At 63.7% G+C, this 14,764-nt stretch carries 18 protein-coding genes and 1 pseudogene; 13 read left to right on the plus strand and 6 right to left on the minus strand.

Going from position 1 to position 14,764, the window contains the following annotated elements:
- The first annotated feature begins 128 nt into the window (after window positions 1-128).
- Window positions 129-626, plus strand: coding sequence for a GAF domain-containing protein (locus tag EOA19_RS29470; protein ID WP_127271638.1), 498 nt, complete (start codon window positions 129-131; stop codon window positions 624-626).
- Window positions 627-638: 12 nt separating this feature from the next.
- On the opposite strand, the gene EOA19_RS29475 is transcribed toward EOA19_RS29470, so the two are convergent.
- From EOA19_RS29475 to EOA19_RS29485, 3 genes and pseudogenes are all read right to left on the minus strand, one after another.
- Entirely contained in the window at window positions 639-1,694 is a 1,056-nt protein-coding gene (locus EOA19_RS29475; RefSeq protein ID WP_128305589.1) for a YeiH family protein, read from the minus strand.
- Window positions 1,695-1,833: 139 nt separating this feature from the next.
- Entirely contained in the window at window positions 1,834-2,211 is a 378-nt protein-coding gene (locus EOA19_RS29480) for an ester cyclase (protein ID WP_164893073.1), read from the minus strand.
- A gap of 371 nt (window positions 2,212-2,582) precedes the next feature.
- Window positions 2,583-2,699 (minus strand): annotated as a pseudogene (locus EOA19_RS29485) (cation transporter); the annotation flags it as partial.
- Between the two features lie 309 nt (window positions 2,700-3,008).
- Here EOA19_RS29485 and EOA19_RS29490 point away from each other — a divergent pair.
- The 12 genes from EOA19_RS29490 to EOA19_RS29545 all read left to right on the plus strand — a co-directional run bounded on the left by EOA19_RS29490 (window position 3,009) and on the right by EOA19_RS29545 (window position 12,542).
- The gene (locus tag EOA19_RS29490; protein ID WP_128305590.1) at window positions 3,009-3,488 is read left to right on the plus strand and encodes a GNAT family N-acetyltransferase; all 480 of its coding nucleotides are present in this window, start codon (window positions 3,009-3,011) and stop codon (window positions 3,486-3,488) included.
- A 15-nt stretch (window positions 3,489-3,503) separates the two neighbouring features.
- Window positions 3,504-3,887 carry an ACT domain-containing protein gene (locus tag EOA19_RS29495; protein WP_128305591.1) on the plus strand — a complete coding sequence of 128 codons (384 nt, stop codon included), beginning with the start codon at window positions 3,504-3,506 and terminating at the stop codon, window positions 3,885-3,887.
- 159 nt (window positions 3,888-4,046) lie between these two features.
- Complete coding sequence (locus EOA19_RS29500; RefSeq protein ID WP_128305592.1) at window positions 4,047-5,480, plus strand: aldehyde dehydrogenase family protein; 1,434 nt, start codon at window positions 4,047-4,049, stop codon at window positions 5,478-5,480.
- Window positions 5,481-5,653: 173 nt separating this feature from the next.
- Window positions 5,654-6,076 carry an MbcA/ParS/Xre antitoxin family protein gene (locus tag EOA19_RS29505; protein WP_128305593.1) on the plus strand — a complete coding sequence of 141 codons (423 nt, stop codon included), beginning with the start codon at window positions 5,654-5,656 and terminating at the stop codon, window positions 6,074-6,076.
- Complete coding sequence (locus tag EOA19_RS29510) at window positions 6,070-6,768, plus strand: RES family NAD+ phosphorylase (RefSeq protein ID WP_128305594.1); 699 nt, start codon at window positions 6,070-6,072, stop codon at window positions 6,766-6,768. Before EOA19_RS29505 ends, EOA19_RS29510 begins: the two co-directional genes overlap by 7 nt.
- 71 nt (window positions 6,769-6,839) lie before the next feature.
- Window positions 6,840-7,172 carry a metalloregulator ArsR/SmtB family transcription factor gene (locus EOA19_RS29515; protein ID WP_128305595.1) on the plus strand — a complete coding sequence of 111 codons (333 nt, stop codon included), beginning with the start codon at window positions 6,840-6,842 and terminating at the stop codon, window positions 7,170-7,172.
- A gap of 93 nt (window positions 7,173-7,265) precedes the next feature.
- Window positions 7,266-8,330 (plus strand): ACR3 family arsenite efflux transporter, encoded by a 1,065-nt coding sequence (gene arsB, locus EOA19_RS29520; RefSeq protein ID WP_032908875.1) that lies wholly within the window; start codon window positions 7,266-7,268, stop codon window positions 8,328-8,330.
- Window positions 8,327-8,749 carry an arsenate reductase (glutaredoxin) gene (arsC, locus tag EOA19_RS29525; RefSeq protein ID WP_023809326.1) on the plus strand — a complete coding sequence of 141 codons (423 nt, stop codon included), beginning with the start codon at window positions 8,327-8,329 and terminating at the stop codon, window positions 8,747-8,749. Before arsB ends, arsC begins: the two co-directional genes overlap by 4 nt.
- 63 nt (window positions 8,750-8,812) lie before the next feature.
- Window positions 8,813-9,133: a metalloregulator ArsR/SmtB family transcription factor gene (locus tag EOA19_RS29530; protein ID WP_023809325.1), complete on the plus strand. Its 321-nt coding sequence runs from the start codon at window positions 8,813-8,815 to the stop codon at window positions 9,131-9,133.
- A 44-nt stretch (window positions 9,134-9,177) separates the two neighbouring features.
- Window positions 9,178-10,605, plus strand: coding sequence for an NAD(P)-binding domain-containing protein (locus EOA19_RS29535; RefSeq protein WP_128305596.1), 1,428 nt, complete (start codon window positions 9,178-9,180; stop codon window positions 10,603-10,605).
- Window positions 10,598-11,827, plus strand: coding sequence for an arsenite efflux MFS transporter ArsK (gene arsK, locus EOA19_RS29540; RefSeq protein WP_128305597.1), 1,230 nt, complete (start codon window positions 10,598-10,600; stop codon window positions 11,825-11,827). Before EOA19_RS29535 ends, arsK begins: the two co-directional genes overlap by 8 nt.
- A 211-nt stretch (window positions 11,828-12,038) precedes the next feature.
- The gene (locus tag EOA19_RS29545; RefSeq protein WP_128305598.1) at window positions 12,039-12,542 is read left to right on the plus strand and encodes a hypothetical protein; all 504 of its coding nucleotides are present in this window, start codon (window positions 12,039-12,041) and stop codon (window positions 12,540-12,542) included.
- Between the two features lie 9 nt (window positions 12,543-12,551).
- Here the strand turns inward: EOA19_RS29545 and EOA19_RS29550 are convergent, their stop codons facing one another.
- Genes EOA19_RS29550 through EOA19_RS29560 form a run of 3 tightly spaced genes read right to left on the minus strand, consistent with a single transcriptional unit; the run spans window position 12,552 to window position 14,679 of the window.
- The gene (locus EOA19_RS29550; RefSeq protein ID WP_031213610.1) at window positions 12,552-13,280 is read right to left on the minus strand and encodes an amino acid ABC transporter ATP-binding protein; all 729 of its coding nucleotides are present in this window, start codon (window positions 13,278-13,280) and stop codon (window positions 12,552-12,554) included.
- A 56-nt stretch (window positions 13,281-13,336) separates the two neighbouring features.
- Window positions 13,337-14,011, minus strand: a complete 675-nt coding sequence (locus EOA19_RS29555; RefSeq protein ID WP_023813259.1) for an amino acid ABC transporter permease — start codon at window positions 14,009-14,011, stop codon at window positions 13,337-13,339.
- A complete protein-coding gene (locus tag EOA19_RS29560) occupies window positions 14,008-14,679 on the minus strand; it encodes an amino acid ABC transporter permease (protein WP_023813260.1) in 672 nt (223 codons plus the stop codon). Before EOA19_RS29560 ends, EOA19_RS29555 begins: the two co-directional genes overlap by 4 nt.
- Between the last annotated feature and the right edge of the window lie 85 nt (window positions 14,680-14,764).

The following is a 14,764-nucleotide window of genomic DNA, read 5'->3' on the forward strand; positions in this document are numbered from 1 at the left end:
GATCTTGCGGCTTTCGGAGGGGACGCAATCCACGCTAGACTGTGCAGGCGGCCGTCCTGGTTGCGGAGCTCGCCGGGACTTTGTGAAGCGATCGGACGAACCGCTATCCTCGATACGGAGACACGTTCATGTTTGCGGCCAAGGCCATCGATACCTCAGACAAGGCCGCGTTCTACCGCGACCTCGCCACTCAGCTTAAGGCGCTGCTCGACGGCGAGCGCGATTCGATCGCCAACGCCGCCAACACCGCAGCACTCATCTTCCAGATGGTGCCGGACCTCAACTGGGCCGGGTTCTATTTCCTGCAGTCGGACGAGGAAATGGTGCTCGGGCCGTTCCAGGGCAAGCCGGCCTGTGTGCGCATCGCCGTCGGCAAGGGCGTGTGCGGAACGGCGGTCGAACTCGGCACCTCGATGCTGATCAAGGACGTGCATGATTTTCCCGGCCACATCGCCTGCGATGCCGACTCGCGCTCGGAACTGGTGGTGCTGCTCGAGGACGATGAAGGCGTCTTCGGCGTGCTCGATCTCGACAGTCCGCTGCCCGGCCGCTTCGACAAGGCCGACCAGGCCGGCATCGAGACGCTGGCGGCGATCTATGCCGCGTCGAGTTCGTTCGAGGACTAGGCCCGGTTTAGACTAGGCGAATTTCACCAGCAGCAGGCTGAAGCAGCCGATGAACAGGAAGGCCGAGAAGGCGAGCGCCAAGGGGCGCAGGCCGCGTGAGCGCAACTGCGAGATGTCGGCCTGCAGGCCCATGGCGGCCAGCCCCATGGTCAGCATGATGGTGGTGGCGAGCGCCATTGCCGATTTCACCTCGGCCGGCACGGTGACGAGGCTGTTCAGCGCCACGATGGCGACGAAGGCGGCGACGAACCACGGCATGGGCGGCCGCGCCGCCACCTCACTGCTGCTCCTGCGGCGCGCCATCAGGCCGAGCGCGACGACCATCGGCGCCAGCATGGCGACGCGGGTCAGCTTGGCGACGGTGGCGATCTCGCCGGACTGGGTGCCGTTCTGGAAGCCGGCGCCGATGACTTGCGCCACTTCATGGATCGAGGCGCCGGCCCACAGGCCGAAAGCGTGCTGGTCGAGGCCGAGCATGGGCGCCATGAGCGGGAAGCCGAGCATGGCGACGGTGCCGAACAAGGTGATCGAGGCGACGGCGTAGGTGACGTCCTCGTCGCGCGCATCGGTGACGATGTTGGTGGCGACGATAGCCGAGGCGCCGCAGATCGAGGTGCCGGCGGCGATCAGCTGCGCCAGCTTGGCGTCGACGCCGATCAGCCGACCGAGCGTGATGGTGAAAACGAAGGTGGCACCAAGCGTGGCCGCGACAATGCCGACGCCGCCGGCGCCGATCGAGACGACTTGGCCGAGCGTCAGCTGGAAGCCGAGCAGCACGATGGCGAAGCGCAACAGGCGCCTTTGCGAGAATGCGATACCGGCTTTGGCGTGCACCGGTGTGCCCAGCACGTTGGAGTAGATCATGCCGGCAACGACGGCCAGGATCATCGGGCTGAACAAGGCGAAGCCGGAGACATTGCGGGCCGAGAAGGCGACCGCAGTGATCATCGTGACCAAGACGATGCCGGGGACGATGCCATTCCAGTTGAGGGATTTCCGTCCTGGTGTCAGATCGGCAGGAAAAGCGCTTTTCGGAATATCGTTCGCGAAGTGGGAAATGGAAGACAATGCAATGCTCCGGACGGGTGTGCCGGAGGAATGCCATTCCTCAAATAATCTTTCCAACGAATTATTTTCGTCATAATGATCGGTTTTTACGAACGATCGGTCGGGCATTGGCTGTGCGTCATCTTCTGGCCGACCTGGATTAAAGCTGCGCTTCGATCGCCGCCTTGTCGATCACCGACCAGACGTTCCTGATTGTGTCGTCGAGGAATTCATAGAAGACGTTCTCACTGAAGGAGATCTTCCGGCCGTTGATGGGCAGGCCGAAGAAGGTTCCCTTCGGCGTGCAGTTGAACTGGAGCCGGCTGGCTATGAACGGCGGTTCGGCGATTTGCAGTTGGATGTCGAAATAGAGGTCCGGGATTTCCCGAAAATCGCGCTCCAGCATTTCTTGGTAACCCGACAGCCCGACGCGGTCGCCATTGTAGTGGACCTCGTCATGGACGAAGCGATGCAGATTTTGCCAATCCTGATTGTTGAGGCAGGCGATGTAGCCTCGATAGAGGTCGGTAACGGTCACGGCGATGGCTCCGGTGCTTGGTCTGGGTCGAGCAAAAAGATAGAACGACTGCGGGTGCAGTCCAGATGCGACATCGCCTGCCGGCGCGTCGCCTAGAACATGCCGCGGTCGTTGCTCCGCTGGTCGTCGTCCACCAGATGCGGCTGATAGATTCCCGTCCGCCGCCAAGGCCGGGCCGGGTCCGCCGGATTTGTGTGGATATCGGCGACGGCGATGGAGGGTGTTCCATTGGCCGGGCATTGCGCCGCCACCGGCCGCCGGGGGCAACGATTCCCGAAGGCGCGGTCAGGCTGTGTTGCGCGGGGAGGGAGAAACTGGCCCAGTAATTGTTGCTTGCCGCGCGTCCCTGCATCTCGACGGCGGCGGCGGTGATTGTCGGATGCGTCCTCCAGAAAATCGATGCTGTCCGCGAACAGCGATGCCGATCCGATCCAGACGGCTACGGCAAACTCGATCCCGAAATAGGCCAGGTTCAGGATGGCAACCATCCGCACCCTTGTTCAGCGTTCCGGTCATATTTTGTCCATCGATTGCCGTTTATCGCAAGGCCCGCAGCGATTCCATGACATGAGACATTACCGATCGAGCAGCCGCCTTGACAGCGCCACGCATCATGTTCCAGCTTGGCGCCATGTTCGTCCTCGCGCCCACCAACACCAAGCGACGCCGCACCTGCACAGTGCGGAGCGGCAGACTGATTGCGCGACGACAAAGACCGGCAGGATAGATCCGGTTCGTTCGTTTCCAGCCCCGCCCGCGACACCGCCGGCGGGGGTTTTCATATCTGGAGCACTTTGATGACCAACAATTCTTCTATCCGGCTTCGGCCCGCCGAGCCCGCTGACGCCACCGCGATCCGGGATATCGTTCGTGCCGCCTATGTCAAATGGGTGCCGGTGATCGGCCGCGAGCCGCTGCCTATGCGCGCCGACTACGACAAGGCTGTTGCCGAGCATCCGTTCGATCTCGCCGTCGAGGATGGCGGCATTGTCGGGATGATCGAAACCATCCTGGCCGCAGATCACCTCTGGATCGAGAATGTCTGCGTGGCACCGGATGCGCAGGGGAGAGGGATTGGCCGGCTGTTGCTGGAGCTGGCCGAGCGCAAGGCAATCGAAGCAGGACGTGCCGAGCTTCGCCTGCTGACCAATGGCGCCTTCGAGGCGAATGTGTCGCTCTACAAGAGGCAGGGCTATGTCATCGATCGGGAAGAGCCGTTCATGGGCGGCATGACGGTCTATATGAGCAAGAGGCTCGCGGGATTACCGGCAATCTGACGAAGGAGTTCGATAATGGCTGCCAGGGTCAGGCTTAAGCAACTCCTAGGGCTTTACGCGGTTTCCCGGCTGGAGGCGGGCGAGATCATTCCCGGTTGGGCGGACGGGCCAGGCTTCGTCAGCATCACAAGGACTGACGACGAGCTTTCGATCGTTTGCTTGCAGGACCGCGTGCCGCATGCCGTCAAGCAGGATATCGACTGGGTGGCCTTCAAACTCGAGGGCCCGTTTGCCTTCGATGAAACCGGTATCGTGCTGTCGGTTATCAAGCCGTTGTCGGAAAACGGGTTGGGCATCTTCCTGGTGTCCACTTTCGATGGTGACCATCTGTTGGTGAAAGCGACGGATCAGGCCGCCGCGAGGCGGTTTCTGGTCGAGGCCGGGCATATCTTGCTGTAGTCCATCCCCACCACTACTCGCTGGCCCAACCGCTCTGGCTCAATCACTGCCGCACTGGCTCAACGACTTCGGGGGTTGCGTTTGACAGCGGCGTTTGTGCATCGTTATCTCCAGCCAGATATGACGGCCCGGCGCGGCCATGCGGCCAAGGAGAAAACCATGTCACACAATCTGCAATTCTATATCGATGGCGCGTGGGTCGATCCTGTTGTGCCCAACACATTGGACGTCATAGATCCCTCGAATGAGGACGCCTTTGCGCAGATTTCGCTAGGCTCCAAGGCCGATGTCGACAAGGCGGTGGCTGCCGCCAAGCGCGCCTTCAACAGCTTTGGTTTTACAGAGGTTGGTGAGCGGCTCGACCTGCTGAACCGCATCATCGCGGTCTACAAGAAGCGCAGTGGCGATCTTGCCGTCGCTGTGTCCCGCGAGATGGGTGCGCCGCGCCAGATGGCGTTGGACAGCCAGGTCGGCATCGGTCTTGCGCATCTGCAGAAGATGGCCGACGTGCTGAAGAGTTTCGAATTCCGCCACGTCAAGGGCAACCATCTGGTGGTCAAGGAGCCGATCGGCGTCGTCGGGCTGATCACGCCGTGGAACTGGCCGCTCAACCAGATCACCTGCAAGGTCGGTCCGGCGCTGGCCGCCGGCTGCACGATGGTGCTCAAGCCCTCCGAGATCGCGCCGCTCGACGCCATCATCTTCGCCGAAATCCTGGACGAGGCCGGCGTGCCGAAGGGCGTCTTCAACCTCGTCAATGGCGACGGTCCCGGCGTCGGCCAGGCGCTGTCCAGCCATCCCGACATCGACATGATGTCATTCACCGGCTCGACCCGCGCCGGCATCCTGGTGGCCAAGGCCGCCGCCGACACGGTCAAGCGCGTGCATCAGGAGCTTGGCGGCAAGTCGGCCAACATCCTGTTCGGGGATGTCGACCTCGCAAGCGCCGTCAGCAAGGGCGTCGCCGGCTGCTTCAGCAACAGCGGCCAGTCCTGCAACGCGCCGACGCGCATGTTCGTGCCGCGCGACCGCCATGACGAGGCGGCCGGCTATGCCAAGGCCGCGGCGGAAAAGTTCACCGTCGGCCCCGCTGACGCCGCCGGCACCAAGCTCGGCCCGGTCGTCAGCCAGGTCCAGTTCGACAAGATCCAGGACCTGATCCAGGCCGGCATCGATGAAGGTGCGACGCTGGTAGCGGGCGGCCCAGGCCGGCCGGCCGAGCTTAACCGCGGCTACTATGTCAGGCCGACGGTATTCGCGGACGTCACCCACGACATGCGCATCGCGCGCGAGGAGATCTTTGGGCCGGTGCTGGCGATCATGCCCTATGACAGCGTCGACGACGTGGTCGAGACCGCCAACGACACCGTCTATGGCCTCGCTTCCTACATCCAGGCCAAGGACATGAAGAAGGCGCGCGAAGTCGCGGCGCGCATGCGCACCGGCAATGTCTACATCAACTATCCCCAATGGGACGCCGGCCTGCCGTTCGGCGGCTACAAGCAGTCGGGCAACGGCCGCGAGTATGCCGAATACGGGCTCGAGGATTTTTTGGAGATCAAGGGCATCGCGGGGTATGAGGCGGCGGAGTAGGCGGGGTACTGGCGGCAACCTTCCAGGACTTGGATTCCTCTCCCCCACTTCCGTGGGGGCGAGGAACCCAAGCCCTGCCACGTCCCGCCATCCTCTTCCCATCAAGATGCGGTTGGAGTTATCTTGCCAATTGGCAAATACATGCTATATGTCTGCCAATAGCGAGGCACAAAATGCAGCTTCAGTCCATCGTCACCACGCCGGCCACGGTCGGAGCCGCTATCTCGGATGAAGAAGCTGGCGCGCTGGCGCGCACCACGGTCAATCTGTTCAAGGCCTGGAATCTCACCGACCTGGAGGCCTGCATCCTGCTCGGCGGCATGTCGGCGCGGACCTGGGCGCGTTGGAAGACTGGGGTGAAGGAAGGCGGCGTCGGCAGGATCGACCGCGACCTGCGCACCCGCTTGGCGCATCTGATGGGCATCCATAAGGGCCTGCGCTATCTGTTCACGGAGCCGGCGCGCGGCTATGCCTGGATACGCAAGCCCAATGCCACCTTCGGCGGCCAGTCGGCGCTGGACCTGATGCTGCGCGGCGAAATCTCCGATCTCTCGGCGATGCGCGAATGGCTCGATGCGGAGCGTAGTGCATGGTGAGTGGGCTTGCGGTCCGGCGCGGCGTCCATTGGCACCAGACCTTCCGCATCATCCGCTCCATCCATCCGCCCATCGACCTCTTCGAGGACATTGCCGACCCCCGCGACTGGGAGGCGCTTGCCGCCGTCGAGGCGAAGACAAACCCGCGCATAAGGTTGGAGATCGGCGATCTCGGCAAGGTGTCGGCCGCAAGGCGGGTTTCCGGCCCCGGCGCCAGCTTCGTGATGGCGCCCTTCGTGCACTGCTCGACGCTGCGGCCGGGACGCTTTTCGGATGGCAGCTACGGCATCTACTATGCCGGCGACAGCGAGGACGTCGCGCTGGCCGAGACCATCCACCACCACCAGAAATTCATGCGTGCCACCAACGAGGGGCCGGGCTGGACGGCGGATTTCCGCGTGCTGATCGGCAGCGTCGACCGCGACCTCGATGACGTCAACGCCGTGCCCGGCGTGCTCGACCCGGACGACTATTCCGCCTCGCAGGCGGAAGGGCGGGCGCTGCGGGCCGAAGGCAGCGACGGACTGGTATGGAACAGCGTGCGCATGCCGGGCGGCGGCTGCATCGGCATCTTCTGGCCCGATGTCATTACCATTCCAGTCCAGGGCCGCCACTACAGCTACCACTGGGACGGCGCCCGCGTGGACTTCGTGCGCCAGCACGATACGGGAAAGGTGCTGGCCGTCACCTGATGGTGGGCGGACCCTTTACAGATCGTGGGGGAGTCGGTAGCACGTATCCATAAATCCAAGGATTCAGATATATGGATAAGAAGGACACTTTGAACGCGCTGGCCGCACTTGGCCAGGAGACGCGGCTGGATGTCTTCCGGCTGCTCGTGCGTGCCGGCCCGGAAGGCATCCCGGCGGGCGAGATCGCAACGAGGCTCGACACGGTCCAGAACACCATGTCGGCGCATCTGAAGGTGCTCGCCCATGCCGGGCTGATCCGTCCCGAACGCGACGGAAGGACCGTGCGCTATGTCGCCGATATGACCGGCTTGCGCGACCTGCTGGCCTATCTGATGGAAGATTGCTGCAATGGCGCGCCGGAGCTCTGCCGTCCCGTCATCAATGCCGTGACCTGTGACTGCTGAGGGGCTTGTGACTGTCCGCCGCGCGCCGTTCGAACAAGGAAAGCCATCATGACCGATCATGCTTTGAACGCAGCTGTGGCGGTGCGGCCCGGCATCGGCTTCGTCGAGAAATATCTGACGGTGTGGGTTGTACTGTGCATCGTCACGGGCATCGCGCTTGGCCATCTGCTGCCGGGCGTGTTCGGAGCCATCGCGTCGGCCGAGATCGCCAGGGTCAACATTCCTGTCGCCGTGCTGATCTGGCTGATGATCGTGCCGATGCTCTTGCGCGTCGATTTCGCCTCGCTGGCCAGGGTCGGCACCTATTGGCGCGGCATCGGCGTGACGCTGTTCATCAACTGGGCGGTGAAGCCGTTCTCGATGGCGCTGCTGGGCTGGCTCTTCATCGGCTGGCTGTTCCGGCCATGGCTGCCCGCCGTGCAGATCGATTCCTACATTGCCGGGCTGATCATCCTTGCCGCGGCGCCCTGCACGGCGATGGTTTTCGTCTGGTCGAACCTGACGCGCGGCGAGCCGAATTTCACGCTTTCGCAAGTGGCGCTCAACGACGCGATCATGATCGTCGCTTTCGCCCCCATCGTCGGCCTGCTGCTCGGCCTGTCGGCGATCACCGTGCCATGGGGCACGCTGATGCTGTCGGTCGCACTCTACATCGTCGCGCCGGTGATCGTCGCGCAGCTAGTTCGTGGCCGGCTGCTGGCAGCGAGGGGACAGGTCGGGCTCGATGCCCTGCTTGCCACGCTGCAGCCCTTGTCGCTGATTGCCTTGCTGGCGACGCTGGTACTGCTGTTCGGCTTCCAGGGCGAGCAGATCATTGCGCAGCCGCTGGTGATCGTGCTGCTGGCAGTGCCGATCCTGATCCAGGTCTATTTCAACTCCGGTCTTGCCTATCTGCTCAACCGCCTCAGCGGCGAGCGGCACTGCGTGGCTGGACCATCGGCGCTGATCGGCGCGTCGAACTTCTTCGAGCTGGCGGTGGCCGCCGCGATCGCGCTGTTCGGGCTGAATTCGGGCGCGGCTCTTGCCACCGTGGTCGGGGTGCTCATCGAGGTTCCGGTCATGCTGTCGGTGGTGTGGATCGTGAACCGCAGCAAGGGCTGGTACGAGAAGGGTGGCGCCGTCCGGAATACCATGTCGACTGGGAAGGCCTCGAAATGACCATCACCATCTACCACAACCCCGATTGCGGCACGTCGCGCAACACGCTGGCCATCATCCGGCAGTCGGGCGAGGAGCCGGAGGTGATCGAATATCTGAAGACGCCGCCGTCGCGACAAAGGCTAGTCGAACTGATCGCCGCGATGGGCATCACACCGCGAGACCTGCTGCGCGAGAAGGGCACCCCCTATGCCGAACTCAGCCTTGCCGACCCGAAATGGTCCGACGAGCAGATCGTCGATTTCATGCTGGCACATCCGATCCTTATCAACCGGCCGATCGTGGACAGCCCGCTCGGCGTCGTCCTTGCACGGCCGTCGGAAAAGGTGCTGGACATCCTGCCCAACCCGGAGATCGGTGCGTTCACCAAGGAGGATGGCGAGGTGATCACAGGCGCCTCGGGCAAACGCGCCGGCTGATGTTATTTCCATATTTTTCGAAATTAAGTTGACGGCGCGAAAAGTGCCGCGTAGTTTATTTCCATGAAACTCGAAAAAGCAGCTGCCCAGCTTGAAGCACTCGGCAATCCGACGCGACTTCAGCTCTATCGCATCCTGGTGCGCGCCGGTGACGACGGGCTTGCCGTCGGCAGCGTCCAGGGCAAGCTCGACATTCCGTCATCGACGCTGTCGCATCACCTCAAACGGCTGGTCGACACCGGGCTTGTCACGCAGGAGCGGCAAGCGACGACGCTGATCTGCCGCGCCAACTATCCCGGCATGAATGCGCTGATCGGCTATCTCGCCGACGAGTGCTGCGCTGACGCCGTCTGCGCGCCCGCCGTCGGCAAAGCACTGGTTTGATTTTTTTGCACTTATAATTCGAACATACCGGAAGGATCGAACCTATGGACATGATGGCAAACCTTCCCGTCGCGGTGATCGGCGCCGGCCCGGTCGGGCTGGCAGCCGCGGCGCATCTGGTCGAGCGCGGCATTCGTCCGTTGATCCTGGAGCGCGGCGAAAGCGTGGGTGCGGCGCTGCTCGATTGGGGCCATGTGCGGGTGTTTTCGCCATGGAAATACAACATCGATACGGCGGCGCGGGCGCTGCTCGACCGCTCCGGCTGGACGGCGCCGGACAGCCAGGGCCTGCCGACCGGCGGCGAGATCGTGCGCGATTATCTGACGCCGCTTGGCCGGCTTCCCGCGATCGCCGCCAATTTGAAGCTCGGCGCCGAGGTCACCGCGATCACCCGTCAGGGACACGACAAGGTCGCCAATGATGGCCGCAAGGACGCGCCCTTCGTCATCCGCTATCGCGATGCCGGCGGCGAACACCGCGTTCTCGCGCGCGCCGTCATCGACGCGTCCGGAACATGGTGGCGGCCAAATCCGATCGGCGTCGACGGGCTGCCGGTTTCCGGCGAAGGCGAGGCGTCGGCACGCATCGCCTATGGCATTCCCGACGTGCTCGGCAAGGCGAGAGAAGACTATGCGGGCAAGCGCATCCTGGTCATCGGCGGCGGGCACTCGGCCATCAACGTCGCGCTGGCGCTGATGGAGCTGCAGGATGCGGCGCCTGGCACCGAAATCTTCTGGGCGCTGCGCCACGCCAGCATCGAGAGATTGCTCGGCGGCGGGCTGAACGACCAGTTGCCGGAACGCGGCGCGCTTGGGCTGGCTGCCAGGCAGGCGATGGCGGATGGCAGGCTGAACATGCTGGCGCCCTTCGCCGTCAACGGCATCAAGACGCAGGGCGAGGGGCTTGTTGTCGATGCCGGCCTGGGTGGCAAGCCGTTCAGCCTGGCCATCGACCGCATCGTCGTCACCACCGGCTTCAGGCCAGACCTGTCGTTCCTGAGCGAAATCCGCATCGCGCTCGATCCCGCCGTCGAGGCGCCGCCGGCACTGGCGCCGCTGATCGATCCAAACTTCCACTCATGCGGCACGGTTCCCGCGCATGGCATTGCAGAGCTCGCCCATCCCGAACCGGGCTTCACCATCGTCGGCTCGAAATCCTACGGCCGTGCCCCGACCTTCCTGATGGCGACCGGCTACGAGCAGGTCCGCTCGGTGGTGGCCGATATTGCCGGAGACCATGCCGCGGCCCGCGAGGTCCGGCTGGTGCTGCCGGAGACCGGCGTGTGCTGCGCCGTCGGTGTCGCGACGGTAGCGGCAAGCGCCGGCTGCTGTGGCGGGCCCGCGCCGGCCGCTGTCGATGCCTGCTGCGTCAGGGATGCGGACGCCAAGGCAACCGGCGCATCGGGTTGCGGCTGCGCAACCGCGCCGGCCACCGAGCCGCGAGAGGATATGGCGGCCGGCGCCGATGCCTGAACGATCCGTCCTGCGCAAGGCGATCTGGGCGCTTGGGCTGACCCAGATCATTGGCTACGGCACGCTCTACTACAGCTTCTCGATCCTGGCGCCGGCAATGGCTGGGGAGTTCGGGCTCACGGAAGGCTGGGTGTTCGGCGCGCTGTCGGCCTCGCTGTTTGCCGGCAGCCTGTTCGCGCCGACTGCCGGGCGGTGGGCCGACCGCTTCGGCGCCGGCCGCATCATGACCGTCGGCTCGGTGGCGGCAGCCGTGGCGCTGGCGCTGTGCGCCGTCGCGCCCGACCGCGTGAGCTTCGTTGTGGCCTTGCTGGCGATGGAACTGGCCTCCAGCTTCGTTCTCTACAGCGCCGCCTTCGTTGCGATCGTGCAGATCGGGGTTCCCCGACCGCAGCGCAGCATCACCCATCTGACGCTTATCGCCGGGTTCGCCTCGACCCTGTTCTGGCCGCTGACTTCGGCGCTGCATGCGCATCTGACATGGCGCGAGGTCTATCTTTTGTTCGCCGCTCTCAATCTCGGCCTATGCCTGCCGATCCACGCGTGGCTGATGCGCCTGTCGCGCCGCCATGCAGCAGTCATGCCGCAAGAGCGCGGGTCCGCCCCCGATGAAGCGGGCACGCGGCTCGATGCGCGGCGCGGCCGGACCGCCTTCCTGCTCATGCTGGCGGGGTTCGCCACCGAGGGCTTCGTGCTGTCGGCGATCCTCATCCACATGGTGCCGCTGACGGCGGCGCTGGGGCTCGGAACCGCAGGCCTCTTCGTCTCGACCCTGTTCGGGCCGGCGCAGGTCGCCAGCCGGCTGATCAACATGCTGTTTGGCGGGCGGCTGCAGCAGACGCACCTCGCCGTCATCGCCGCATCGCTGATCACAGCAGGGCTGTGCGCACTGCTCCTGACGACGCCATGGCTGCCAGGCGCTTTCCTGTTCGTGTTGCTGTTCGGCCTTGGTTCCGGCCTCACCAGCATCGTCGGCGGCACCTTGCCGCTCGAACTCTTCGGCCGCGAGGGCTATGGTGCGCGGCTCGGATGGGCGAGCGCTGCCCGTCAGTTCACCTCGGCCTTCGCGCCGTTCGCGCTCGCCTTCATGATGGCGCGGACATCCGTCGCCAATTCGCTGTGGGTGCTGGTCGTCGTCGCCGCGAGCGGCGTGATCGCCTTCCTCGCCATCGTGCTGCTCAGACGGCGGGGCGGCCTGCCAGCGTTCGTGACCCATCTCGCGTGACTTGGCACCTGGCGCCGATCATGATGGTCTGCAAAAGGGTCCGGAACGCTGAGAGTGGGGATCGACCGCAATCCCTTTTGCATCTACCGCAGTGTACTGCCGACGGAAACCTGGCTCTTATGGAGCGCCGGGAAGACCGGCTCGACATCGAATGCGTCGCGGGGTTCCCGCTACCCGCGGTCACAGTGAACCAGGTGGAATCTTATGCAGAATGATCGTATTCAAGACCGGGTCAGCAAAACGAACGCTGGGATGGTTTGTTTGTCTGGGCGCCGGGGGCGCATTGGCAGCCATGATCTATGGTATTTTCACGCATCCCGAAGCGCAGACCCCGGCCGAGCTTTGGTCCGGAGTGGTCATCGGTGTTTTCCTTGTCGGTCTCATGGTGGCCGGGATTGCTGTCCAATACGCACGTTGGAGCATCGAAGGCGAAAACATCATCTACCGTCGTCTCTTCAGAAACAAAACGATCCCACTCTCCGAGTTGGCAGGCTTTGGACAAGTCATTGTCGTTGTCGTCGCTATTCCTTTCGTCCATGTGGATCTTTACGATCGCGAACTGAAGCTCATCGCGCGGCTTCCGGTAAGTCTCAAGGATTGGCCTGAAGCGGAAGCACGGCTTGCAGCGCGTTTGCGCTATGTCGTCAATGACGGAAGCCCCGCATTGCCCAAACGGAGGTTCGTCGATACACCGAAAAAGAAGCATGTCTTATAAGGCGTGACATCAATGCCTGAGAATCTTGCTCAGGAAAGCGCGGCTGCGGTCGGTCTTGGGGTGTGAAAAGAACTCGTCCGGCGTGCCGCTTTCGACGATGGCGCCGGCGTCCATGAACACCACGCGCTGGGCGACCTTGCGGGCAAAGCCCATCTCGTGCGTCACCACCATCATGGTCATGCCTTCCTCGGCGACCGCCACCATGACGTCGAGCACTTCGGAAATCATCTCGGGATCGAGCGCCGAGGTCGGCTCGTCGAACAGCATGATCTTGGGCCGCATGCCGAGGCAACGCGCGATCGCCACGCGCTGCTGCTGGCCGCCGGAGAGCTGTGCGGGATAGGCATTGACCTTGTCGGCGAGGCCAACCTTGGCCAACAATTCACGGCCTGCTTTTTCAGCCTCGGCACGCGGGATCTTGCGGACATGGATGGGGGCTAGCGTGACGTTCTCGAGTGCCGTCTTATGCGGGTAGAGGTTGAACGACTGGAAGACGAAGCCGATCTCGGTGCGCAGCTGCGTCATGTTGGTGGCGGGGTCGCCCAGGCGTTGGCCGTCGACGACGAGGTCGCCGTTCTTGATCGCCTCCAGGCCGTTGACGCAGCGGATCAGAGTGCTTTTGCCCGAGCCGCTCGGGCCGCAGACGACGACCACTTCGCGCGGCTCGACGCTGAGCGTGATGTCCTTGAGCACGTTGAGCGAGCCGAACCATTTGTTGACGCCGCGAAAGTCGATCATACCGGTCTTGGCAAGGCCCGTTGTGGTCATGTTTTCTGGACCTTTGGGGTTGGAAGTCACAACTGCACCTCGCCATGTGCCGCGCCCATGCGCTGCTCCAGCCGACGGGCCAGCATGATCAGGGGATAGCATACGATGAAATAGCCGACGCCGACGAGGAAGAAGACCAAGAGGCCGTTGGGCACACGCTGCACCACCAGCCAGCCGACGCGGGTGAGGTCGGTGAGACCGATGGCCGACACGACGGAAGAATCCTTGATCAGCAGCACATACTGCCCGACCAGCGGCGGCAGCACGATGCGCATGGCCTGCGGCAGCACCACCTGGCGCATGCGCTGCCAGCGCGACAGGCCGGACGCCAGCGCCGCCTCGACCTGGCCGGTCGGCACCGAGCGGATGCCGGCGACGACGATCTCGCAGATGAAGCAGGCGGCCAGATTGGTCAGCGCGATGATGCCGGCGGTGAAGGCGTCAAGCTCGATGCCGAACTCCGGCAGGATGAAGAAGATCAGGAAGATCTGCACGAGGAACGGCGTGCCGCGGATCAGGTCGACCCAGGCCCCGATCAAGCCCGAGATCAGCTGGTTGCCGCCGGTGCGCAGGATGCCGAGGCCGAAGCCGAGCAAGGTGCCGAGCACAAGGCTGATCAGCGACAGCATCACGGTCATGCCGAGGCCGCGCAGGGCCAGCGGATAGGAGCCGGCGAGGCTTTGCAGTTGTTGCCAGATCATGTCCGCGCCCCCGCCGTGCCGAGCCAGCGGCTGGAGACGCCAGCCAGTCCCTTCAGTCCGTAATAGAGCAGCAGATAGAAGGCGGCGATGGTGAGGAAACCTTCGGCCGGCATGAAGCGGTCGGAGGCGAGCAACTGGCCGGCGCGCGTCAGTTCGGCAACCGAGATCAGCGACAGAAGGGCGGAATCCTTGACCAGCACGATGGCTTGCCCAAGCAGCGGCGGGATCGTCACCTTGAAGGCTTGCGGCAGCACGACCAGGCGCATCCGTTGGACATAGGTCATGCCCGAGGCGACGCTGGCTTCGACCTGACCGCGCGGGATCGACAGGATGCCGGCACGAATGATTTCAGCGATATAGGCGCCGCTGTTCAACGACAGCGCGAGGATGCCGACGACGAGTTCCGGCAGGACGAAGCCGAGCCGGGGCAGGCCGAAATAGAGAAAATAGAGCTGCGCCAGCAAGGGCGTGGCACGCACCGCATCGATATAAGCCTTGGCCGGCACACGAAACAGCCAGCCGCGCTGCAGATTCATGGCGCACAGCACGATGCCGACGATGAGCGCCCCGACAAAGGACAGCGCCGACAGCCAGACGGTCGTGATCAGGCCCTGTCCGAACAGCGGCAGGTATTCGACGATGGTGCGGAAACTGAAATTTTCGAGCATCGTTGGGTGCAATCCCCAGAGTGCAGGAAACGACGGATGAAGCGAAATTCCAGGCGGTTTCGCGGCGCTTGAGACGCGCGCTAAC

The sequence above is a fragment of the Mesorhizobium sp. M7A.F.Ca.US.010.02.1.1 genome (assembly GCF_004023085.1).
GTDB lineage: Bacteria > Pseudomonadota > Alphaproteobacteria > Rhizobiales > Rhizobiaceae > Mesorhizobium.